The 21600-nt window shown below is 56.9% G+C and carries 15 protein-coding genes; 4 read left to right on the top strand and 11 right to left on the bottom strand.

The window, feature by feature from the left end:
• The first annotated feature begins 134 nt into the window (after positions 1-134).
• The gene (locus tag JQ591_RS31430; protein ID WP_211399852.1) at positions 135-983 is read left to right on the top strand and encodes a methyltransferase domain-containing protein; all 849 of its coding nucleotides are present in this window, start codon (positions 135-137) and stop codon (positions 981-983) included.
• A gap of 127 nt (positions 984-1110) precedes the next feature.
• Here JQ591_RS31430 and mutT read toward each other — a convergent pair whose 3' ends face one another.
• Positions 1111-1521, bottom strand: a complete 411-nt coding sequence (gene mutT / locus JQ591_RS31425; protein ID WP_211399851.1) for an 8-oxo-dGTP diphosphatase MutT — start codon at positions 1519-1521, stop codon at positions 1111-1113.
• Between the two features lie 140 nt (positions 1522-1661).
• Between mutT and JQ591_RS31420 the strand changes: the two genes are divergently transcribed.
• On the top strand, positions 1662-3017 hold the full coding sequence (locus JQ591_RS31420; RefSeq protein ID WP_211399850.1) for a TadE/TadG family type IV pilus assembly protein: 1356 nt from the start codon (positions 1662-1664) through the stop codon (positions 3015-3017).
• A gap of 164 nt (positions 3018-3181) precedes the next feature.
• Here the strand turns inward: JQ591_RS31420 and argJ are convergent, their stop codons facing one another.
• On the bottom strand, positions 3182-4423 hold the full coding sequence (gene argJ / locus JQ591_RS31415) for a bifunctional glutamate N-acetyltransferase/amino-acid acetyltransferase ArgJ (protein ID WP_211399849.1): 1242 nt from the start codon (positions 4421-4423) through the stop codon (positions 3182-3184).
• Between the two features lie 101 nt (positions 4424-4524).
• The gene (locus JQ591_RS31410) at positions 4525-5454 is read right to left on the bottom strand and encodes a peptidylprolyl isomerase (RefSeq protein WP_211399848.1); all 930 of its coding nucleotides are present in this window, start codon (positions 5452-5454) and stop codon (positions 4525-4527) included.
• A 355-nt stretch (positions 5455-5809) separates the two neighbouring features.
• Here JQ591_RS31410 and secA point away from each other — a divergent pair, with 355 nt between their 5' ends.
• Together secA and JQ591_RS31400 are read left to right on the top strand one after the other, a co-directional pair.
• Positions 5810-8650 carry a preprotein translocase subunit SecA gene (secA, locus tag JQ591_RS31405; RefSeq protein WP_211399847.1) on the top strand — a complete coding sequence of 947 codons (2841 nt, stop codon included), beginning with the start codon at positions 5810-5812 and terminating at the stop codon, positions 8648-8650.
• A 114-nt stretch (positions 8651-8764) separates the two neighbouring features.
• Positions 8765-9925: a site-specific integrase gene (locus tag JQ591_RS31400; protein ID WP_211399846.1), complete on the top strand. Its 1161-nt coding sequence runs from the start codon at positions 8765-8767 to the stop codon at positions 9923-9925.
• A gap of 20 nt (positions 9926-9945) precedes the next feature.
• On the opposite strand, the gene JQ591_RS31395 is transcribed toward JQ591_RS31400, so the two are convergent.
• The 8 genes from JQ591_RS31395 to JQ591_RS31360 all read right to left on the bottom strand — a co-directional run bounded on the left by JQ591_RS31395 (position 9946) and on the right by JQ591_RS31360 (position 21099).
• Complete coding sequence (locus JQ591_RS31395; RefSeq protein WP_211399845.1) at positions 9946-13134, bottom strand: WD40 repeat domain-containing protein; 3189 nt, start codon at positions 13132-13134, stop codon at positions 9946-9948.
• Between the two features lie 642 nt (positions 13135-13776).
• Positions 13777-14037 carry a hypothetical protein gene (locus JQ591_RS31390; protein ID WP_211399844.1) on the bottom strand — a complete coding sequence of 87 codons (261 nt, stop codon included), beginning with the start codon at positions 14035-14037 and terminating at the stop codon, positions 13777-13779.
• Positions 14034-14945: a hypothetical protein gene (locus tag JQ591_RS31385; RefSeq protein ID WP_211399843.1), complete on the bottom strand. Its 912-nt coding sequence runs from the start codon at positions 14943-14945 to the stop codon at positions 14034-14036. The genes JQ591_RS31390 and JQ591_RS31385 overlap by 4 nt, the downstream gene beginning before the upstream one ends.
• Before the next feature lie 229 nt (positions 14946-15174).
• Positions 15175-16344, bottom strand: coding sequence for a DUF2235 domain-containing protein (locus tag JQ591_RS31380; protein WP_211399842.1), 1170 nt, complete (start codon positions 16342-16344; stop codon positions 15175-15177).
• Positions 16345-16573: 229 nt separating this feature from the next.
• Positions 16574-17638, bottom strand: a complete 1065-nt coding sequence (locus JQ591_RS31375; RefSeq protein ID WP_211399841.1) for an adenylate/guanylate cyclase domain-containing protein — start codon at positions 17636-17638, stop codon at positions 16574-16576.
• 206 nt (positions 17639-17844) lie between these two features.
• Positions 17845-18333, bottom strand: coding sequence for a hypothetical protein (locus JQ591_RS31370; protein ID WP_211399840.1), 489 nt, complete (start codon positions 18331-18333; stop codon positions 17845-17847).
• Positions 18330-20558: a sensor histidine kinase gene (locus tag JQ591_RS35710; RefSeq protein WP_211399839.1), complete on the bottom strand. Its 2229-nt coding sequence runs from the start codon at positions 20556-20558 to the stop codon at positions 18330-18332. Before JQ591_RS35710 ends, JQ591_RS31370 begins: the two co-directional genes overlap by 4 nt.
• 1 nt (position 20559) lies before the next feature.
• The gene (locus JQ591_RS31360; protein WP_211399838.1) at positions 20560-21099 is read right to left on the bottom strand and encodes a Pycsar system effector family protein; all 540 of its coding nucleotides are present in this window, start codon (positions 21097-21099) and stop codon (positions 20560-20562) included.
• Positions 21100-21600 lie beyond the last annotated feature (501 nt).

The following is a 21600-nucleotide window of genomic DNA, read 5'->3' as shown; positions in this document are numbered from 1 at the left end:
TAGCGTTCCGCGCTTGTCGGCTCAAGCAGGACTCTGGTGGCCCGGACGCAGCGCCGCGCCACTGCGTGCCGCACCGCGTCCGGGACACGAGAGAGGAGATTGCAATAGCCGGCGGGATCGGCGTAACCAGCGGCATGGCTCAAGACCCGCAAACCCCGCCCGCTTTGTTCGATCGTGCTTTGCTGCACGCGCGACAGCGCCGCGCGCAGGCGCAAGGTGCCGTGAGCTTTCTGCTCGATCGGGTCGCGGAAGACATGTCCGACCGGCTGGCCGCGGTGATGCGCGAGTTTCACGCGGCGGCCGATCTCTGGACGCCCGGTGAGGGACTTGCGGTGCTGCGCGCGCGACTGCCCTCGATCGAGCGCATTGAGCTCGATGCAGCGGGTGCGGAGAAGCTGCCCTTTGCCCCGGAAAGCCTCGACCTCGTGGTCTCGGCGCTGGCGCTGCAATTCGTCAACGATCTGCCGGGCGTGCTCGCGCAGATCCGTCGTGCGCTCAAGCCGGACGGGCTGCTGCTCGCCGCGATGATCGGCGGCGACAGCCTGACCGAGCTGCGCCAGGCTTTTGCTGCGGCGGAGGCCGAATGCGAGGGCGGTGTTTCGCCGCGTGTGGCGCCGTTCGCGGATTTGCGCGACGTCGGCGCGCTGTTGCAGCGCGCAGGTTTTGCCCTGCCGGTCACCGACGTCGATCGCGTCGTGGTGCGCTATGGCAATGCATTCGCGCTGATGCAGGATCTCCGCCGCATGGGCGCCGCCAATGTGCTGATCGAGCGGCGCCGCACGCCGAGCCGGCGCGCGACGCTGCTGCGCATGGCTGAAATCTACGCCGAACGCTTTGCCGATGCCGACGGCCGCATCCGCGCGACATTCGACATCATCTGGCTCTCCGGCTGGGCCCCTCATGCGAGCCAGCAGCAGCCGCTGAAGCCGGGCTCGGCGAAGGCGAGCCTGGCGGAGGCGGTGAAGAAGGCGGGGAAAGAGTGACGTGTCCCGGACGCGCCGCGGCGCCCTTGCGCTGCTGCGCAGAGCCGGGACCCAGCTCTGTAGCCTCTGGGCCCCGGCTCTGCGGCGCACCGCAAGAGCGCTGCGCTGCGTCCGGGGCACGCCCAATTCACATCAGCAGATCGATCAAATGCGGGATCAGCGGAATGTCCGCGGGCGGCATGGGATAGTCGCGCAGCTTGTTGGCGCGGACCCAGGCCAGGGTCTGGCCTTCGCGGCCCGTCACCTGCCCCTCCCAGCGCCGGCAGATATAGAGCGGCATCAGCAGGTGGAACGTCTCGTAGCCGTGGCTCGCAAAGGTCAGCGGCGCCAGGCAGGGTTCGGCGACGGTGATGCCGAGCTCCTCGTGGAGCTCACGGATCAGGCTCTGCTCCGGCCGCTCGCCGGGCTCACACTTGCCGCCGGGAAATTCCCAGAGGCCGGCCAGCGTCTTGCCCTCGGGGCGCTGCGCGATCAGGACACGCTTGTCGGCGTCGACCAGTGCGCAAGCCACTACGAGCGTCAGTTTGAGATCGGTCATGCCTGGAATGTCGCTCGCTGAAGGATCATCCGCAACGGTTCGTTAACCCTGTTACGGCCCGTGTTTCCGAGGTCTCCATAAGTCATATTTAATCCACGGTTCCTAGAGTGGAAACGCTTCAACCATTCCGGGCCCGATCCATGCGCGCTGTGTTTGATACTATTATCCGCCGATTCGTCCGCGACCGGCGCGGCAATGTCGCGGTGATCTTCGCAATCTGCTGCGTTCCCCTGATCGCGTTCATCGGCAGCGCGATCGACTACTCCCGCGCGACGCAGGTCCGGGCGAAGCTTCAGGGCGCGGCCGACGCGGCCAGCGTCGGTGCGATCGCCAAAGCCTCGCCGGGGTTTGCCGCCGCGGGCTCGATGACCACGGATGGTACGATCTCGGTCGGCGTCACCGACGCCCAGAACATCTTCGACGCCAATCGCGCCAACCTGACCGGCTATACGCTCAACAGCGTCACCCCGACCGTCGTCAAGAGCGGCTCGACCATCAACTCGACCGTCTCGTTCACCGCCACCATCAACACGATGTTTCTCGGCCTGATCGGAAGGACCGCGCTGACCATGAGCGGCACGTCGACGTCGACGGCCAACATGCCGCTCTATGTCGACTTCTATCTCCTGCTCGACAATTCTCCGTCGATGGGTGTCGCAGCGACACCGACCGACATAACGAATTTGCAGGCAAAGACGGGCGGATGTGCATTCGCGTGTCACGACACCACCAAGGCCGCCGGCACAAGCAACTACGACATCGCCAAAGCAAACGGCATCACGACCCGAATTGACGTGGTGCGCCAGGCGAGCGCGAACTTGATGGACACAGCCCAGGCCACTCAGACCTATTCGAACCAGTTCAGAATGGCGATCTACGATTTCGGCGCTTCGTCAGCGACGATCGGATTGAGAAATCTGTTCGCGCTCTCTTCGAGCCTGACCTCCGCCAAGACGGCGGCGGGAAACATCGACCTGATGGCGGTTGCCGGTCAGAATGACGTGTATACTGTCGACAAAGATACTCCCCTCACCACTATTTTTCCCGCAATCAATAGCGCAATCGCCTCGCCTGGAGCAGGTACATCCGCGTCACCGCTGAAATATCTGTTTTTTGTATCCGATGGCGTCGCTGACGAAGCCAACTCGGGCACGACGATGTGTAGTGTCTCGTCCTCCTCGTATCCTCTCGCGTCATCGAACCGCTGTCAGTCGCCGATCAATCCGGCGCTCTGCACGACCATCAAGAACCGCGGGATCAAGATCGCGGTGCTGTACACGACATACCAACCGCCTACTGACGGCTGGTACACCACGTGGATATCGCCCTTTAACGCCGGGCCGTGGGGGCCGTCTCCGAACAGCAAGATCGCGCAGAACATGCAGAGCTGCGCTTCCCCGGGATTCTATTTCGAGGTTAGCCCCACCCAGGGCATTTCGGCCGCGATGAACGCGCTGTTCAAGAAGGCGGTCGCGGACGCGCGGATCTCGGGGTGAGTTGGATCAGAGTTCTTTCACCGTCACCCTGAGGTGGCCGCTGCTTCAGCGGCCCTCGAAGGGCGACGGCCCGGCTCTTTCCGTACGGCCGCAGCGTGGCCGCTCATCCTTTCTGCTCGCCGCGCGGCTCTCCCCTTAGGATGACGGTGAGGCAGTCGTAAACTCTACGACCTGTAATCCCCGTTGATCGCGACATACTCCTTGGTGAGGTCGCAGGTCAGCACGCGGTCGCGGCCCTTGCCGAGGCCGAGCGAGACCTTGATCGAGATCTCCGGCGCCTTCATCGCCTCCGACACCTGCGCCTCGTCATAGGACGGATCGCGCGCGCCGTTCTTGGCGACGCGGATGCCGTTGAAGGAGATCGAGAGCTTGTCGCGGTCGGCCGGCTCGCCTGCCTTGCCGACCGCCATCACCACGCGGCCCCAATTGGCGTCCTCGCCGGCGATCGCGGTCTTCACCAGCGGCGAGTTCGCGATCGACATCGCGATCTTGCGCGCCGAGGCCTTGGTCTTGGCGCCCTCGACGGTGATCTCGACCAGCTTGCGCGCGCCTTCGCCGTCGCGTGCGACCTGTTCGGAGAGGTTGGCGAGCACCTCGTTGAAGGCGTTGACGAAGGCTTTCAGGCGCGGGTCGCTGGCCCGGCTGATCTTTGGCGCGCCGTGTTCTGCAGCAGCGCCGGTGGCAAAGGCCAGCAGCGTATCCGAGGTCGAGGTGTCGCCGTCGATCGTGACCGCGTTGAACGTGTCCTCGACGCCGCTCTTGAGCAAAGCCTGCAGCGCGGCAGGCGCGATCGGTGCGTCGGTGAAGATGAAGGACAGCATCGTCGCCATATCGGGCGCGATCATGCCGGCACCCTTGGCCATGCCGTTGATCGTGACCTTGGCCTTGCCGAGCTTCACGGTCGCCGTCGCGACCTTCGGGAAGGTGTCGGTGGTCATGATCGCCTTGGCGGCCGCCAGATAATCGCCGGCCTCGGCGGTTTCCGCGAGACGCCCGAGCACGCCGTCGAACTTGGTCGCGTCCAGCGGTTCGCCGATCACGCCGGTCGAGGCCAGGAAGATTTCGCCCTCGGTGCATCCGACGGCCTTGGCCGCGATCTTCGCGGTCAGCGCGGTGGAGCTGCGACCGGTCTTGCCGGTGAAGGCATTGGCGTTGCCGGAATTGACCACCAGCGCGCGCGCCTTGCCGCCCTTCAGCTTGGCGCGGCACCATTCCACCGGCGCGGAGGGGCATTTCGATTTGGTGAAGACGCCTGCGACCGCGGTGCCCTTGTCCATCACCGCCAGCAGCACGTCGGTGCGGTTCTTGTAGCGGATGCCGGCCTCGGCCGTCGCGAGACGGATTCCCGCGATCATGGGCATGTCGGGAACGGTTTTGGGCGCAAGCGGGGAGACGGTTGAGGACATCGCGGGTCGCCTTGATGGGTCTGGATATGCAGATGGCCGGGCATTTGCCCGGCCATTGCGACGTTAGATACTATTGGCGTCCGTGAAGTGACAGCGAATTCTTACTTCTTCGCGGGCGGCGCCATCTTGCTGTCGGCGGGCTTGGCATCAGAAGGCTTGGCATCAGCCGGCTTGGCGTCCTTTGCCGCATCGGCCGGCTGGTCCAGCCGCTCGACCTTGGCTTCCGCGCGCAGCTTGGCGACGTAGTCGGCCTGGGCCTTGCGGGTGACATACTGCTCGATCTGGGCCTTGACCTGCTCGAAGTCCGGCGCCTTGCGGTTGCGCTTTTCCTCGACCTTGATGACGTGCCAGCCGAATTGCGACTTCACGGGGTCGGAGATCTTGCCCGGCTCGAGCGCGAAGGCGACCGCCGAGAATTCCGGCACCATCTGCTCCTTGGTGAAGAAGCCGAGGTCGCCGCCATCGGCCGAGCCCGGATCCTTGGACTTCTTCTTGGCGAGTTCGGCGAAATCGGCGCCCTTGTCGAGCTCGGCCTTCACCGCCTTGGCCTCGTCCTCGGTCTCGACCAGGATGTGGCGGGCGCGCACTTCCTGCTCGCCGGTGATCTGCTTGGAGGCCTCCTCATAGACCTTCTTCATGGCGTCCGGGGTGGTGGCGGCCTTGCCCTCGCCGGCGAGCAGGCTGTCCATCAGCAGGCGGTTGCGGGCGAACGCCAGGCGCTTCTTGAACTCCTCGCCGTCGGCGACCTTCTTGTCCTCGGCGGCCTTGCCGACGATCTTCATGTCGATCAGGAAGGACAGGACGTTCTCGTCCTTGGTGGCCGGGTCCATCTGGGCGAGGCTCGGCCCGAGTTCCTCCTCGGCCATGGCGACGTCGCTCTTCTTGATTTCAGCGCCATTGACCTTCGCCAGCACCGGATCGTCGGCAGCCCGGCCAGGACCCGCGATCAGCGCCAGCGCAAGGCAGCCCACGAGGGCGGTGGCGAGGCCGAAGCGCAGGCCGGTTTTGGTTACCGGGAACGAGGTGGTCATGGAAAATCCTTTTGTTGAAGCAGGGGGCTGCTCGAGCGGGGCGGACACTCGCCCAATTCAGGGGGGCTTGGCAACGCGAAAAGTCTGTCAAAATGATGAATTGGCCGCAATGCGCCCGCCGTTGACAAGGCCCTGACCGGGCCATATCTCTGCCCGGTCGCGTCCATGGCGATGGCGTTTATTTTGCTGCGTTTTTGGCCGTTGAACCCAGACTTGCCCAACTCCCACCCATATGGCGGATGGACCCCCCGCAGTCCGGGCTCTGGGGCCACCAGACGTCACGGTGAGTTGATAGGCAGGCGGGTGACAACCTCTTGGCTGCAACGCGGTTGAATTGCGAACACAGGAACTAGGCATGATCGGCGCGCTCGCCCGCAAGTTTTTCGGCTCCGCCAACGACCGGCGGGTGAAGGGATATCAGTCCCGCGTCAACGCGATCAACGCGCTGGAGCCCGAGGTCTCGAAGCTCTCCGACGAGGCGCTCAAGGCCCGCACCGCCGAGTTCAAGAAGCAGCTCGCCGAGGGCAAGACCCTGGACGACCTCCTAGTCCCCGCTTTCGCCACGGTCCGCGAAGCCGCCAAGCGCACGCTCGGCCAGCGCCATTTCGACGTCCAGCTGATCGGCGGCATCGTGCTGCACGAGGGCGACATCGCCGAGATGAAGACCGGCGAAGGCAAGACCCTAGTCGCAACGCTCGCGGTCTACCTCAACGCGCTCGCCGGCAAGGGCGTCCACGTCGTCACCGTCAACGACTATCTCGCCCGCCGCGACTCCGCCTGGATGGGCCAGATCTACGGCTTCCTCGGCATGACCACCGGCGTGATCGTGCACGGCCTCGACGATTCCGAGCGCAAGACGGCCTATGCCTGCGACATCACCTACGGCACCAACAACGAATACGGCTTCGACTATCTGCGCGACAACATGAAGTACCGGCTCGAGGACATGGTCCAGCGGCCGCACTTCTACGCGATCGTCGACGAAGTCGACTCCATCCTGATCGACGAAGCGCGCACGCCGCTGATCATCTCCGGCCCGCTCGACGACCGCTCCGACTTCTACAACACCATCGACGGCTTCCTGCCCAAGCTCGACAAGTCCGACTACGATGTCGACGAGAAGCAGCGCACGGTGACGTTGACCGAAGCCGGCATGGAGAAGATCGAGACGCTGCTGCGCGATGCCGGTCAGCTCAAGGGCGAATCGCTCTACGACGTCGAGAACGTTTCCGTCGTGCACCACATCAACCAGGCGCTGCGCGCCCATACGCTGTTCACCCGCGACAAGGATTACATCGTCCGCGACGACGAGGTCGTCATCATCGACGAGTTCACCGGACGCATGATGCAGGGTCGCCGCTATTCCGAAGGCCTGCATCAGGCGCTCGAAGCCAAGGAGCATGTGCAGGTCCAGCCGGAAAACCAGACGCTGGCCTCGATCACCTTCCAGAACTATTTCCGGATGTACGAAAAGCTCGCCGGCATGACCGGTACGGCGCTGACCGAAGCCGACGAATTGTTCGACATCTACAAGCTCGAGGTCGTGGAAATCCCGACCAATTTGTCGGTCGCTCGTCTGGACGAGGACGATGAGGTCTATCGCACCCAGAACGAGAAATACGCCGCGATCCTGGCCGAGATCGAGCGCGCCAATGCGCGACTGCAACCGGTGCTGGTCGGCACCGCCTCGATCGAAAAATCGGAAGTGATCGCCGAATATCTGAAGAAGCACGGCTATCGGCAGATCGATTTCGGCAGCGAGAATTCGATGCAGAAGCTGTACGCCGCGGCCCGCGCCGGCAAACCGGCAAAGCTGTTCGCGGTGCTGAACGCGCGATTCCACGAGCAGGAAGCCTACATCGTCGCGGAAGCCGGCGTACCCGGCGCGATCACGATCGCGACCAACATGGCCGGCCGCGGCACCGACATCAAGCTCGGCGGCTCGCTGGAAATGCGCATCCAGCAGGAGGCCGCTTCCATCGAGGACGAGGCCGAGAAGGCCAGGAAGATCGAACAGATCAAGGCCGACATCGAGCACTTCCGCGACATCGTGCTGAAGGCCGAGGAAGAGGTCGAGATCGAGCCGGCGAAGGGGAGCAAGCCCGCCAAGACCGTGAAGAAGCCCGGCGGCCTCTACATCATGGGCTCCGAGCGCCACGAATCCCGCCGCATCGACAACCAGCTCCGCGGCCGTTCCGGCCGTCAGGGCGACCCCGGCCGCTCGAAATTCTTCCTGTCGCTGGAAGACGATCTGATGCGCATCTTCGGCTCTGATCGCCTCGACAGCATGCTGCAGCGTCTCGGCCTGCAAGAGGGCGAGGCCATCATCCATCCCTGGATCAACAAGGCGCTCGAGAAGGCGCAGCAGAAGGTCGAGGCGCGCAACTTCGACATCCGCAAGAACCTGCTCAAGTTCGACAACGTCCAGAACGACCAGCGCAAGGTGATCTTCGACCAGCGCATCGACCTGATGAAGGACGACAGCGTCGCCGAGACCGTCACCGACATGCGTCATGCCTTCATCGATGACCTCGTCGCCAAGCACGTGCCCGAGCATGCCTATGCCGAGCAGTGGGACGTCGCGGGCCTGAAGGAGGAGCTCAAGCGCGTGCTCGATCTCGACCTGCCGGTCGAGGACTGGGCCAAGGAAGAGGGCATCGCCGACGAGGAGCTGCTCACGCGCATCGAGAGCCGTGCCGACGAGCACATGGCGGCCAAGGTCGGGCAATGGGGGCCCGACGTGATGCGTTACGTCGAGAAGACCATTCTGCTCCAGACGCTCGACCATCTCTGGCGCGAGCACCTGATCATGCTCGACCATCTGCGCCAGGTCATCGGCCTGCGCGGCTACGGCCAGCGCGATCCGTTGCAGGAGTACAAGACCGAGGCGTTCAATCTCTTCCAGGAGATGAGTGCGCATCTGCGCGAGGCCGTCACCGCGCAACTGATGCGGGTCGAGATCGTGCCGCCGGAGCAGGAAGCCCCGGTGCTGCCGCCGATGGAAGCGCACAAGTTCGACCCGAACACCGGCGAGGACGAAATGGCGCTCGCCAGCGTCTCGCTCGGAGCGCAGGCCACCGACGCCGCGTTGCGCGATCCCAAGAACCCGGCAAGCTGGGGCAAGATCGGCCGCAACGAGGACTGTCCCTGCGGCTCGGGCAAGAAGTACAAGCACTGCCACGGGCGGTACGGCTAGCCAATAAGATCAATGGGTTAGACATTTCGACTGTTCAAAACTCCGTCGTTTTTGTCTAACTCTTGAAAGCGTTTCGATCCCGGTGGTGCTTGCCGAACTTCAGGGGCCCCACGAATGGACGGCGCTCGCTATCTTGAGGATGGCAAGCTCACGATTTTTCGGCGCAATGGCACCTACTACGCCCGCCTGCGACTTTCACCGGGGAAATACGTCACTCGATCGTTGAAGACGACGGTCGAGGAGATCGCCGTTCAGGCAGGCCGGCGGCTGCTGTTCCAATTGGAACATCGAGCCGAGCAGGGCCTTCCGCCGAAATCCAAATCATTTTCGGCTGTCATCGACGACTACATCCGCTTTCGTGAGCGGGATCATGCGCACGGCAAGACTTCGGCCGGGATGCTGCGGCAGATCAGGAGAGTCTCGAAGTTCTGGCGTGAATACGCTGGGCAGTTGGCTGTCGAAGACATCGACGACAAAGTGATGCGGGAATTTATTCCGTGGCGCCGGGACTACTATGCTTCGTTCGATGCGCTTCCGAAGAACGCCAAGCGGCATCCGTCTGACAAGACCCTTCAGTGGGACATGATGCTTGGCAAAGCAATCGTGAAGTGGGCTGCTGAGCTCCGAGGAAACAAGCCGCCGATCACTGTATCGTTCACACCCAAGAAGAAGCGGGTGCGGCCAGCTTTCGAGCTTTGGGAATTTCGTCAGCTATGGCGAACGCTATGCAGGCGAATAAAAGACTCCCGAGACGACCGCACACGAAAGAGCCGGGAGTTGCTTCGCATCTATGTTTTGATTCTTGCGAACTCGGGCTTCCGACCGGGCGAAGCGAACAATGTAGGTGTGCGAGACGTTCACCCATTCAAAGACGACAAGGGCCGTAGCAACTATCGCTTCGTTGTACGAGGAAAGACCGGAGAGCGAGATGTTATCATCAGGTCGGCTGCAAATAAGCGGGTTGACAAATATCTGACAAAACGTCGGTTGGAAGATCCCAACGGTTTGCTATTTGTCATGCCCGATGGATCAGAGATCATAACTCTGATCGATCAGTTTAATGCAGCTCTGCGAGATGCGGGCACTTTGAAGAGTAGCTTCGGAGAGAAGTACACCATCTACAGTCTTCGCCACTTCTATGCGGTGCAAACGCTGCGGAATGGAGTTGGAGTGTTCGAGGTCGCCCGTAACATGGGTACCTCAGTGGAAGTCATTCAGGAGTACTACGGTAAGCAGGCAACGGCTGCCGTGTTCGCAACGAGGTTGGGCGACTAATGTGACTAGCGCATTTTAGCTTACCTTGTGTCTTGGGAAAGAAAAAATTGCTGGCGCTGGCCCTTCGTCAGGGCACGAGGGCCAACCGACCTAGCGTATTCCACTAGTCGGTCGGCGTCATCGAATAGCCGCCAACCCCTCAGGCAACCATCGCTTGAGGTCGCCGCCAAAAAGCGATCGTTATCGGTAAACCACATCCTAGCTGGCTCAGAGTTAGCCGATAACTCGCCGAGCAATTCTCCGCTCTGGCTGCTCCAAATTTTAACTGTGCCATCTTTGTAAGAACCGGCGAGGCGATCTCCGCGTGCATTGAATACGAGTTCAACGAGTTCTCCCGAATATTCTGAGAGCTCGGTCTCGTTTCCATTATCGATATTCCAAATGCGCCCCTCTTGTGCACCGACGGCAGCTACCATTTTGCCCGAAGGGGAGAACCGTAAACCGGACAGATAGCTTCGTGCTTCAATGTTGCGCACTATAAGTCCATCGTCCACTCTCAAGATAGTCAGGTCCCTTCCCCTCGCCATCGCGACATGCTTGCCGTCACCAGAAATATCGAAACGAACTCCCAAGGCCATATTAGGGAGTTCGCGAACCACGGTTCCGTCGGATAAATCCCAGACGAGAATCGGACCGTTGTATCCTTGCGGGGCAAGAAGTTTACCGTTCAGTGACACCCGTGAACCGCGGTTCGTTATCATCGTTTCCAACGATCGGAGTTCGCGGCCAGAAGCGGTATCCCAAACCTTAGTCGATCCATCCCGAGAGAACGTGAACACCTGACGAGCATCGGAAGAGAATATAACTTGAAAAATTCCCTTGGTATGTCCGGCTAAGGTCGACACAAGAGATCGATTGTTAATTGAAGTTATACGAACGGTGTTATCAACAAATGCAAGTGCCATTAGCTGATTGTCGGGCGAAAAGCTGATCGTGGTCATGGTAGTCGAGGTCAGTGACCGATCTCGAAGCTGCTGTTGCTGACCAGAGATCACGTCAATAAGAACTGATGAATGAGGATAGTGGATCCCAAAATCCGGAGAAACCACGACTTTACTCCCATCGGGAGACGGAAATGTGCCCTGTATGGAGTAGTCATCACCCAAACAGACTTGTCGCCCTATCGCTGGGACAGGGCCAACGGACCACAAACGAGCTGAACCGTCGCGTGAGAGGGTGAATAGGCTCTCTTTGCCGGGCGTAAGGAGCAGATCTAGAATCTCATCGGTGTGGCCCCGCAGGGTTTTAAGCAGCTTAGCTTTATTTGAATTCCAAATTTGCACGGTCCCATCTTGTGCGCCCGTTATCACGAGCGAGCCGTCCGACGAGACTAGTACTCGTGTGAGCGGACCAATCCGCCCGTCCAGCGTAGCGAGTATTTTTCCAGTCTCGCTTTCCCAGACGATCGCGAGACCGTCATCCGCAACTGAAGCAAGTCGCAGCCCGTCGTTGGAAAATGCCAGTGATTGAACCCGGCCTTTATGTGCTTGAAACGTCCGAACCTTTTCACCGGAACCATCAGTGATTGTCACGTCGTTCGATGAAATCGATCTCGCAAAGCCTGCCAGCCCTGGACGAAGTGCGATGCTGTGGGTGCTGCCATCAGCACGAAGCCGAGAAGTGAGTTGCTTTCGTGGAACATCCCATAGTTCTGTGTACGAACCCGAGACGCCATAATAGCTAAGTGTTAAGACCTTGCAGTCGCCAGATAGTTGGGCGAACTTGATACCCTTATGATTAACTTGGAAGTTCAGGGTCCCCGATTTACCCCACAGCTGGACCTTTTCTGCATCGCTGGTGACTATAAGTCCTGCAGATGGGCAGAAACTCGGCGCCAGAAGGCTGACAACGCTTTCCGCGTTCATGCGAGCTACTGAAGTGCCGTCTTCGAGCCTGATGATTAATGCCTGACCATCGGTAGTTGTGAAGAATGCATGCTGATCGTCTACAAAAACGCTTCTCGAAGCATTGGCCTTTTGGTCAAAGTAAGAACTCAACTTTCGACCGGACCGCACATCAATCAGAATGGCATTGCCGCCTGAGATCAAGGCACGGTTGCCGTCCGGGCTTAAGCTAATGCTCTTTACATTGCTCTGGTCGTGTTCAAAGACAGCCAGCTCACTTATCTGAGTGACAACATCATACAGTCGCCTTTCAGCCTCCGCCACGTAAGGCCGATCATCATCCGCTCGGCGACGAGGAAGAGCGGCGATACCAAGCTGCAACGCTGTTCCATAATCGCCTTTGTCAGCGTGCTGCTTCGAGATTTCCGTGAGTCGAAGAGACTCTTGAATCTGAGTTTGGCGAAGTTGTCGTAAGGCTTCGTCGCGCGAACGATCGGCTGCTTTCCGAAGATCATCTGAGGCTATTCGAAGCACAGTTTCGTTGTTACGAGCAAGCACAGCCTGAGCGCGAGCCTCGTTCTCGGAACTGTAGAGAGAGTAAATCCAGACCAGAATTCCAAGCAATGGAGCTAGATAGACAGTCAGCTTAATTGGCTCGGCGTTGTTTCCCAGAAAAGTAACAGCGCCGTCACTCCAGTGCGAGACGCGGTTGTCAAATGGGCTAACTGCACTGTCATCGATAAGTGCGGGGAGCCAATGCGATTGCATATACTGATCGCTCGCGTTGCCCGCTTCGTCTGTGAAGTAGCCGCTATGTCCAAATTCAGAGTAACGATTCCGGAAGGAGGATCCAGTAGCCCCCGAAAACCCTGTGCGGCCCGCCATCCCTGTGAACAGAACTAAAAACTGGCTCAGGAGCAGAACTGCATCTTTCGAACCACAGTCATTTATGACCCGCTTCACCCTGGTCCCGATTAGATCTCGCCACGGAAAGCCGCTGCGGAGTACACTTCCAGCAAGCAATACTGTATGAATGCCAGGGATCTTCCGAGCCTTCTTTCCGATGAGGCTCCATCCGATAACGTGCGTTCCGAAACTATGCCCAACAAGATCAATTCGAGAATAAGTTTTCGCAGTTGAGATCGAAATCAATTCGCTGCGAAAGCGTCGCACTATGATCCATCGGAAAATCGGCAAGATGAATGCAAAAACGGAGAAGTACCCGTACTTGTAGTTTACAAAGTCTATCTGCTGATCCGGCAACAATGATTCATGTAGCAGTTGTTCTAATCTCTCTTGCCACTGACCATACGTTCTTATTCCGTGGACTGTAACAACCAGGCGGGAGCCGTGCGTAGGTTCCATCGTGAATTCCAGTGGTGCTTGCATCAAGCAAAGCGGGCCCGCTAAAGATACAAAAGTATTGCATCGCCTGTCCAACAGGACCGATACGCGGTTCAGCTATTGAACTTACTGATGGCGAGCGGGCTCCCTTAAAGGGTCTAGCCATCCGGGACTTCGCTCTTCGTATTTTCCAAGAGCATTCAGTAGTTCCTCACAGTCTGGACGAGAGCGAATGTTGTGTCGGGATCACATTTCCGCCTACGTCCTCGCTCGTTGGGCTGCCTAACGACTTGGGCCGCCACACCTTCGAGATGAGTCGCAACCGTTTCCTCGGCTGCCTAGCGATTAGAGGCGAACATCCGGCGTTCTTCTGAAAGCTGGCACTTGAATTGACGTTCCAAGTAATCTGCAAGAATTGTAGGCTCCGTAGAGTTCGACCGTCACAATTTATCCTCTCGATCTCCCGGGTATCTGCATTAGGTGCTGTCGCCCGACTCTAACGAGCGTTTGCTTGTGGCTTTTGTTGCTTAAGGAATTCAGTCGGTTCTACGTCGAGCGTCGTAGCAAAGCTTCTCTATGATCGTTAGGCTGTGATCGTTCTAGAAATAGAGGCATGAGGTCGCAGCTAGCTTTGGTCTTTAATCCCCCCGCTTGATCGATTGGCTAGCCCCTGTCACGCCGCTGCCGGTTGTTCGTGCCCATGATTGCACTGATGATCCCGCCCAAGAATGGGATCTGCGAGACGCCAATTTTATACATTTGAACAATGTCCCGAGAGGGAATCTCGTCGGCGACTGTCGTAGCAAGTGCCGGCGGATAAGCTATTACAAGGAAGAGCAAAAACAGAACGGCATTTGGCCACTGTAGAAAATAGAAGCCAGCGAGAGCGGCAGCGAGCAAGATTACAGATACAACGATCTTCATAGATAACCGCCTTTGTAACGGAAGATTCCAAAGAGCTGCTCAACGCCAAGGGAGTATCGCTTAATGAGAGTCGCATCAGCGACGTCGCTTCGCGTAAATGCTAAGCAGACGGGATAACCGACGATCATAAATGCCAAGAACAACAGGCCCTTCCAGAAGCTCAGGAGGCTGAATCCGAGAATGCCGCCGCCAAGAATCAGGCAAGGATAGATCACACTGAGAAGAATTAGACCGAAGGAAAGACTGGTTGTCGCGGATCGCAAGTAGCTCACAGCCTGACCAGCAAACAAGCACAGGAGCATTGCTGACGCTGCTGCCAATTCTGGCACCCGTGCCAGATACTCCAATGCGACCCGCGATTTTCGAGCGAGTTCTTCCTCCGTTGCCACGTCGGCATTTTGAAGAATAGGAATGGCGCCCAACATGAAAACAAAGATGAGTGCGATCGTGAGGACTCCGACCGCGATTATCAGACCCGTGAACTCTAAGAGACCTTTGAACGTTCCAGTATCTGACCTAAGTAACAGTGTCGAAAACGTGAGAAACGCATAGGTCATGGTCCTTCCCGATACCATGAAGTCCTCTAGACGCCACCCGGGACTGTGCTGCTCCACAAATTCGAGCACCATCTGCTGGCTTCGAAGCATGGAAGAGACCCACGTGTGCGGATCGAGAAATTCGAGGGTCGTCGGCGCGAACCAGGAGAGCCAAGGGCCCCCAGATCGAATTGCTGGTTCGAAGAAGAACAGGCCTAAAATCGTTATCGTCGGAAAGATAGTGGGAGCAAGGCTTCCATTGCTTCCGCGCCAAAGGAAAACCACTAGGAGCGGGAAGAGCAAGGGACTGCGGGAAAGCTCTCTAAAAAGGGTTAGAGTCTGTTCGAGAGGCAGACTGAGAAAGCCCGACATCCGATTCCCCGGCACTCCAATCTGTGTGACTTCGCCTGCTCCACGCTGGAGTTGATTGCGTTAAAAGGCGTCCCGGTACATCCGCCAACGTGGCCCTCACCTACACAATTAAAGCTTGAACAATATCAAAAGCGCAAGCGGAGACGAAGCAAGCCTTCTGCGTTCTTGTTCTGTTCGAGGAAAATTAAAGGGGGGGGGGCTCCGGCTGCACCTGTAGACGATCGCGCTTCTAATCTGGAACGTGAGCCCTTGGCTCATTTGCTCTCACAGCGCCAAGCACTTGAGCAGGCTCAATTTGGTATCGTTTCGCCCATTCAAGAATGCCGCGAGGCCTGTAGTTCTTATCAGTCCTGTATCGGTCAAATACGGATGCATCTATTGTTTCGTTCACGTTGGTGTTCGTCCCATCGTTATTCGGCTGTGGGGCTTCTCCGATCGGCCGGTAGTAGCGCCTGGATAATTTTGAGTACAGGCCGTACATAAATTCACGGTACGAATCGCAAATGTCTGCTTTCAGTGCGTCGCCGTCCAGCTCAACATCATTTTTGAAGGTCAGCCCATGCAACGAGGCCTTCTTCATCATCCATCTTAGGGGAATTTGAGCAAGGAGGTCGCTCGGATAGCCTCCGCCTACGTTGGCGTGAGCGCCAACGAACCATCTCTGTTCTACGCTCTCTAGCGTCCGAGGAGCGGCTACAACAGCGTTTGGGTCCGTCGGCCTTCTAGTCGTCCAGAGCGTCGGGGAAAATGCCCGCCTATGTTCGTCGATCGCCATTGCGTGATATGCGTTCTCTATCGGGACCCTCAGTCCTGTATGGAGCCATCCAAAACTTGAACGACTTATCCCCGGGATGTGGCCGAACGGCAGACCGAGTGCGCCAACGGTATCCCAAACCGCCACTACCTTGATGGCGACCCGCTGCGAGTACTTTACCAAAAGGCGTTCCTCGGGATCCTTACCGCTGTCTCCATTTTCCCAGAGATGCCATATCGTGTCAGCTTCAGAGCGCTGATATCTCGCATAAAGCTGTTTGACGCCGAGAGCGCCTCCGGACTTGAGAAGACCGCATTTGGTAATGAGCCCTGACAAGCTCCGTGCTGCGTAGGCACCACGACTAAAACCGAAGATGAAGACCTCGTCGCCTACTTCATATTGGTCAATCAGCCACTCGTAGCCACCTTTGATCAGATCATCCAATCCCTTGCCGACCGTTCCGCCCCAAAATCCGTTTACACCTCTTGCGTAGTATACGTGTTGCTCAGAATCATCTTCGCTTTTTGGTGCGCAGACTGATTTGAGCCGCCACACGTTCGTGTTGTCATCGACTGCATTGAACGTACCATCTAAAAAGACAGCAAGTCTCTTCTTGGGCCGCTTAGCGATCGTCGGCTCAGCCATCTTTCGCTCCTATGAGATCCTGCAGCTATAGGCTCCTGGGTCGCTGTTCTACGCAATCCGTGGGGACGTGGACTATTGATAGCGAATCGCCTCCCATGATTGAGCCTGACGCTCGAATGGCCAGCGACTATTATGCCGGGCGCTTGGTCCCGCTCGCGGCACTTCAAAAGTCAGGCGCCACATTAATAAAAGGTCAATCGCAGCGGCGAGCTCAAATAGCTAAGTACAATTAGATGATCTTTACGAACGAAGCCTCCGGAAGTGCCGCTCCCCTAACTTCGGAGACGTCGATTTGCCTCCGGAAGCCATCTAGCGGAAACGAATCCGATCCTATCGCACCTGAAGTCAGAGCCCTCGCGATTGCATTGCAGTAGCCGATTTCTCCCGACTTAGCATTTGAGCAGATTCGAGAGGCGTTGACGACGGAGCTGCCAATTGCTCGCACTCCCTTCCAGGACATAAGCCAAACAGCCTTGCCCGAAAATAATCCAATCGCACAGCCTAAGCCGGCGAGCGATAAGCTCAGGTTCTCCTGATACGCTCTACAAAGCTGAGTCGTCTTCAATGACATTGACCTTGACGCACGGAGGGCTTGCTTTACGACGGCGCCCGCATCGACTTCATCTGGGGGTAGATAGAAATGCCCTACTACCCCATCACCTGTATCTTTGTCGAAGTAACCACCATGCCGAGTAATCGCGTCCTGAGCGCTCTCGACCACCTTATCGATAAACATCGAGAATTTCGGTGGGTCTGTCGTCAGCAACATTGCAGACGAAGAGTTGCGGATATCCATTACAAGCGATATCGTCTCTATCTCGCGTGGGTGTAGTGCCTCTTTTCTGACTTCCACGCAGCGTTGCCACGGCCAGACGAATGGAACATGCGGCTCTCTTATCGGATCGAACGAGCTGGGGCCGTAGTATTGCTCAAACAACCGGTTGCTATCGAGTTCAATTCTTAAGACGTCCGCGGGAACATGTTTAAAGAAATATCGGGCCTCACGGCAAATTTCTTGTCCACGCTCGCTGCAGCGAAGTAGAAACGTCCGCCGGTCGAGCAAGTCTTCTTCAGAGGTGTCGGCCTCGTCTAGTGCATAGAAAAAGAGAAACCCCCGTCCAGCGAAAATCTCTATTACAGATTTTTTGAAGATTGGCCTTGTGTCGACGTACTTTATCGGAGTGGTGTGCCCAATTTCAAACAAACTCGACGAAAGAAGACCGCTGCTCGCCGAGGCAAAGCTGTCAAACAGAGGTTTGAACTTCCGGAGGTAATACCCATATCGTCCACTCATGCTTGGACTAGCTGCGGGTGACGGCTCTTGTTTGAAGGATCGATTCCCCCAAAAGAAAACTAGCCTGCGATCTGAGCACGAGACGCACCAAGCAGCTCGGATTTTGATCCGCGAACTTTCTAAGAATAGACTGTCGAGCTCAACGCTCTGGAATTGCGGAGGCCGATGAATGTCATCGAGCCTCTCAAAACAAAACCAGCCATCTGCTATGTCCATGGCTGCTGCTCGCAGATTTTTTCGAACAAGAAACCAATTAGCTTGGTGTGCTCCTTCTTAGTGAGGCCGGCTAGGTCACACTCAGCCGGGACCTTTTCTGGATAAGCCGAGAAATATCTCCAACGGTCCCTGCTGAACTCCCCACTGTTAAACACCTCCATAACAGCTGGAAGAATGCTTACGAAACGGCCGCTCTTGTCGTTCCTCATTATATCGACGATGACCAAATCCGCAGGTGTCGCGATATCCTTCAAGGTGTCTAGGTCTACCACAAACAGATATTCGAAAATCGGGGCTGGGCGCCGCCCGACAAGACTAACAACGATCTTTGACGGAATGCGGCTGCTCGCGTCCTCTTCTTCAACCAGATCAAGCTCGACGGCGGACTCTGGCGGAAGGAATTCAAAGATCCGATCGTGAAGTTGGTGCGCGAGCGACCGAGCCTTTGGCCATTCATCTTCTAAATGTATGATTTTCACGACCGAGATGCCTCCCCTTTCCCTTTGGCGTCTAATTCAAAGAAGAATGACGTCGTGGCCGTTGGAGGCCGTTTTGAAATTAGCTCGGATTCGAAGTCGAACACAGCTGTATCGTCATGCGCTAGTAGGATGCGTTGACTTACTGCGAGCCCAAGCCCTGTGCCCGGCCGCCGAGTGGCCAAGTACTGTCGAAAAGAGCGAACCCATGGATCAAAGATTTTCTGTCGCTCATCCTCATCAATTGGGACGCCGACGTTCTGAACTTCGAACCTCCAACGATTGCTCTTGAGAAAGCTCAATTCGATAGTCAAGTGCCGATCCTGGAAAGAATACTTCACGGCGTTGTCGATCAAATTAAAAATGACGATTTTTAGAAATTCTCTGTCGGCGGAAACCCAACGGCGCCGCATATCCGGATGTACGATCAATTCAACTCGCAGGCCACGGCGGCGGATTTCGCCTCGATTGATGGCCAATGTATCCCTTACAAGCTCGACGGGATCGACATCAGACCAGCGGATCGACGTCTTGTCGAAGCTATCCAGTAGATAACGAGGAGCATCGGCCAGTGCATAAGCTTCGTTTAGCCATAGTAGAGCATCTGAGATCCCGGTTCGCATTGTGGGGGTGTCGAAGAGCTTTGTTAGCTTAGTGGGCATCCGAGAGTAAATGCGCACCCGGTCCGAGATCAATTCGACCTCGGAGATGGCGGCCGAAAGGGACCCACGGATAACGTGCCGAATTTGTGCTTGCGTAGCGAGATTGTATTCTCGAAAGTCAATTACCCCGCATGCGCCGCGGATGTGTTCAAGGATTGGGTCCAGCAGTTGTAAGTGCGCAGATTGGATCAGCTGATCTTCGAAACAAAGTACGATGCGTTGCGAATTACGATATTCAGTAGAAGCGTTGAAAATCATGCAACTTAGATCGCGTTTCCCAATGTCACTGTGGGCTAGGCAAGCGCCGTTGCTGCGCGGGCTCGCTTCTGAATAATAAACCGATCGATGATCTATCTCGAATGGCTCCGGCTCAAATTTCGCGTCGTCGATGTTGGGAAATTCGGGGAAAATGGCTATGGCCTTTAGCCCGGGGATTACGGGTTTTGCCTGTTTGTATAGCCAGGATAGATCAAAATTTCTCAACCCTCGTTGGTCTAGCTTATTCGATATGTCTCCGTGTATTGCGGAAACGTTGACATAGGGGAGGTGCGTAGACAGAAGCGACGCCAAGCTAACGGTCACGTTGAGGTCTGTCAGGCTAAAATCATTACCGAGATAATCGGCCTTCTGCTTACCAATCGCTACAATCAAATACTGAGCATATTTCGTGTTCTGACCGGTCAGAACGTTCACTGCATCGGTCGAGCAAGGCACTATCATCCAGGGCGAGTTGCCAACGATGGCGATGATCTCGTCGGGAATGCGCCTCTCAACTACATGGCTTCGGGCTGACCTGCGACCTTCGATCAACGGAGCGATAATTGGAGCTGGGATGGGGGACGGTTTTTTTCGCCGTCGACCTTTCTCCGAAACGGCGTTTATGCAGATATATTCATTGCCCGTCAGCTCGAAGAGCATGATTGAACGTGATCGACAATACTCCTGAGTTAGCTCACAGATTTGAGAGATCGAGGCTCCCTCAGAGAGTAGCGTCAACATCTCATTTAGGGCCGATGCGACTCGCTCATCTCGTGATCTCGCGATCTCGGCAAAGAATTGACGCCTGGTGATCTCCAGTTGCATCAAAATGAGCGGCGACAATTCAGTCGATTGCGGAAGAAAGGCTATGGCAATGCCAGCGCTGTCATGGGGGATTAATTTCTGCTTTCGATCCAGCGAGGTTATTTTTCCTTTGGCTGGCAAGATATAGATCAGTGAACCCTCATAGTTGCTGCCGCATTCCTTTAGAAATCTTGCGATCGATCTTCTCGACAGCTTGATCTCGTTGTTTTCCGGATCAACGCTCTTCAGCGCGATGCGTGCCGGAGCCCCAGATTCCTTTGCACCGGGTGGCGTTCCGTAGGCTAAGGTTAGGAACGGCCCAGCCCCCTGCTTCTCGTCTTGAAGATAGGCAAGTACGACGGTAGGCGGCTCCGTGATCCTAGAAATCTGGTCTAGATATTGTTGCCGCGAAAGGGAACCGCGACTCGGTTCGTCATAAGCAACAGAGGTTGGTAGTGTCTCCAGCCATTTCTCTAATGTCGTTACGTCATTGGAGGCACTCACGTTATACGTAGCTCCTCAGTGAGGCTACGATCAATGGTGCCCAAGAGGCGACCCACCCGATACAGAGAATGATCGTCGAGTACCGAAGAAGCAGAAATTTCTTCGCTGCGATTTTCGCCACAACGTACGTCTGATCGGCGAGCATTGCGGCTCGGGCCTTTTCCCGGTCGGAAATCTCAATTCCTGTCAGTGCAAGCCATTCGGCACTTGAGTTGAGGCTCGCGATATCCAAAAAGTAGTAGATGTTGAGGCGTTTACTCTTAGGGAAAATGAACGGCAGGCTTTTTCCGGGAGACAGCTGAGGAATGAGAGCCATTAGCGCCAGAAGAATGCACAGTATGAGCGTCGGAACCATAAGGGCAGAAGATCCTCCCCGTGCTACGGTCGCGGCCGAGAAAGACTGATCTGGGCTATTCTGAAGCCCAAGGATGCCAAGGCATAAGCCGATAAAAAAGACGAGTTTCGTTTCTCCGAAACGATTTCCTGAGGCAATTTCCCTCCAAATATTCACTAATTCGGACATTTCGAATGACGGGCTCAATTTATGGAATCGACGATCCTGCAACGTAGAGGAGAACGTGCGCTGAATGCAAGTTAGCCTAAAGTGGATTCCGCAAATGAATTGCTGCGCTTCAAGGGGAAGCGATCACCCTCGGGCTACCCTGCGCGATAGGCCAAAGGCAACCTGGACGAAGCAGCCGCCGGCCTGCCTGAACGGCGATCTCCTCGACCGTCGTCTTCAACGATCGAGTGACGTATTTCCCCGGTGAAAGTCGCAGGCGGGCGTAGTAGGTGCCATTGCGCCGAAAAATCGTGAGCTTGCCATCCTCAAGATAGCGAGCGCCGTCCATTCGTGGGGCCCCTGAAGTTCGGCAAGCACCACCGGGATCGAAACGCTTTCAAGAGTTAGACAAAAACGACGGAGTTTTGAACAGTCGAAATGTCTAACCCATTGATCTTATTGGCTAGCCGTACCGCCCGTGGCAGTGCTTGTACTTGTAGTGGAAGTGAAATCTCGGAATTGTTTCAGTAGCTTGCAGCC

The organism is Bradyrhizobium canariense (assembly GCF_018130465.1).
Classification (GTDB): Bacteria; Pseudomonadota; Alphaproteobacteria; order Rhizobiales; family Xanthobacteraceae; genus Bradyrhizobium; species Bradyrhizobium canariense_C.
Note: the sequence above shows the minus strand (reverse complement) of the source record. Positions and strands in the feature narration are given on the sequence as shown.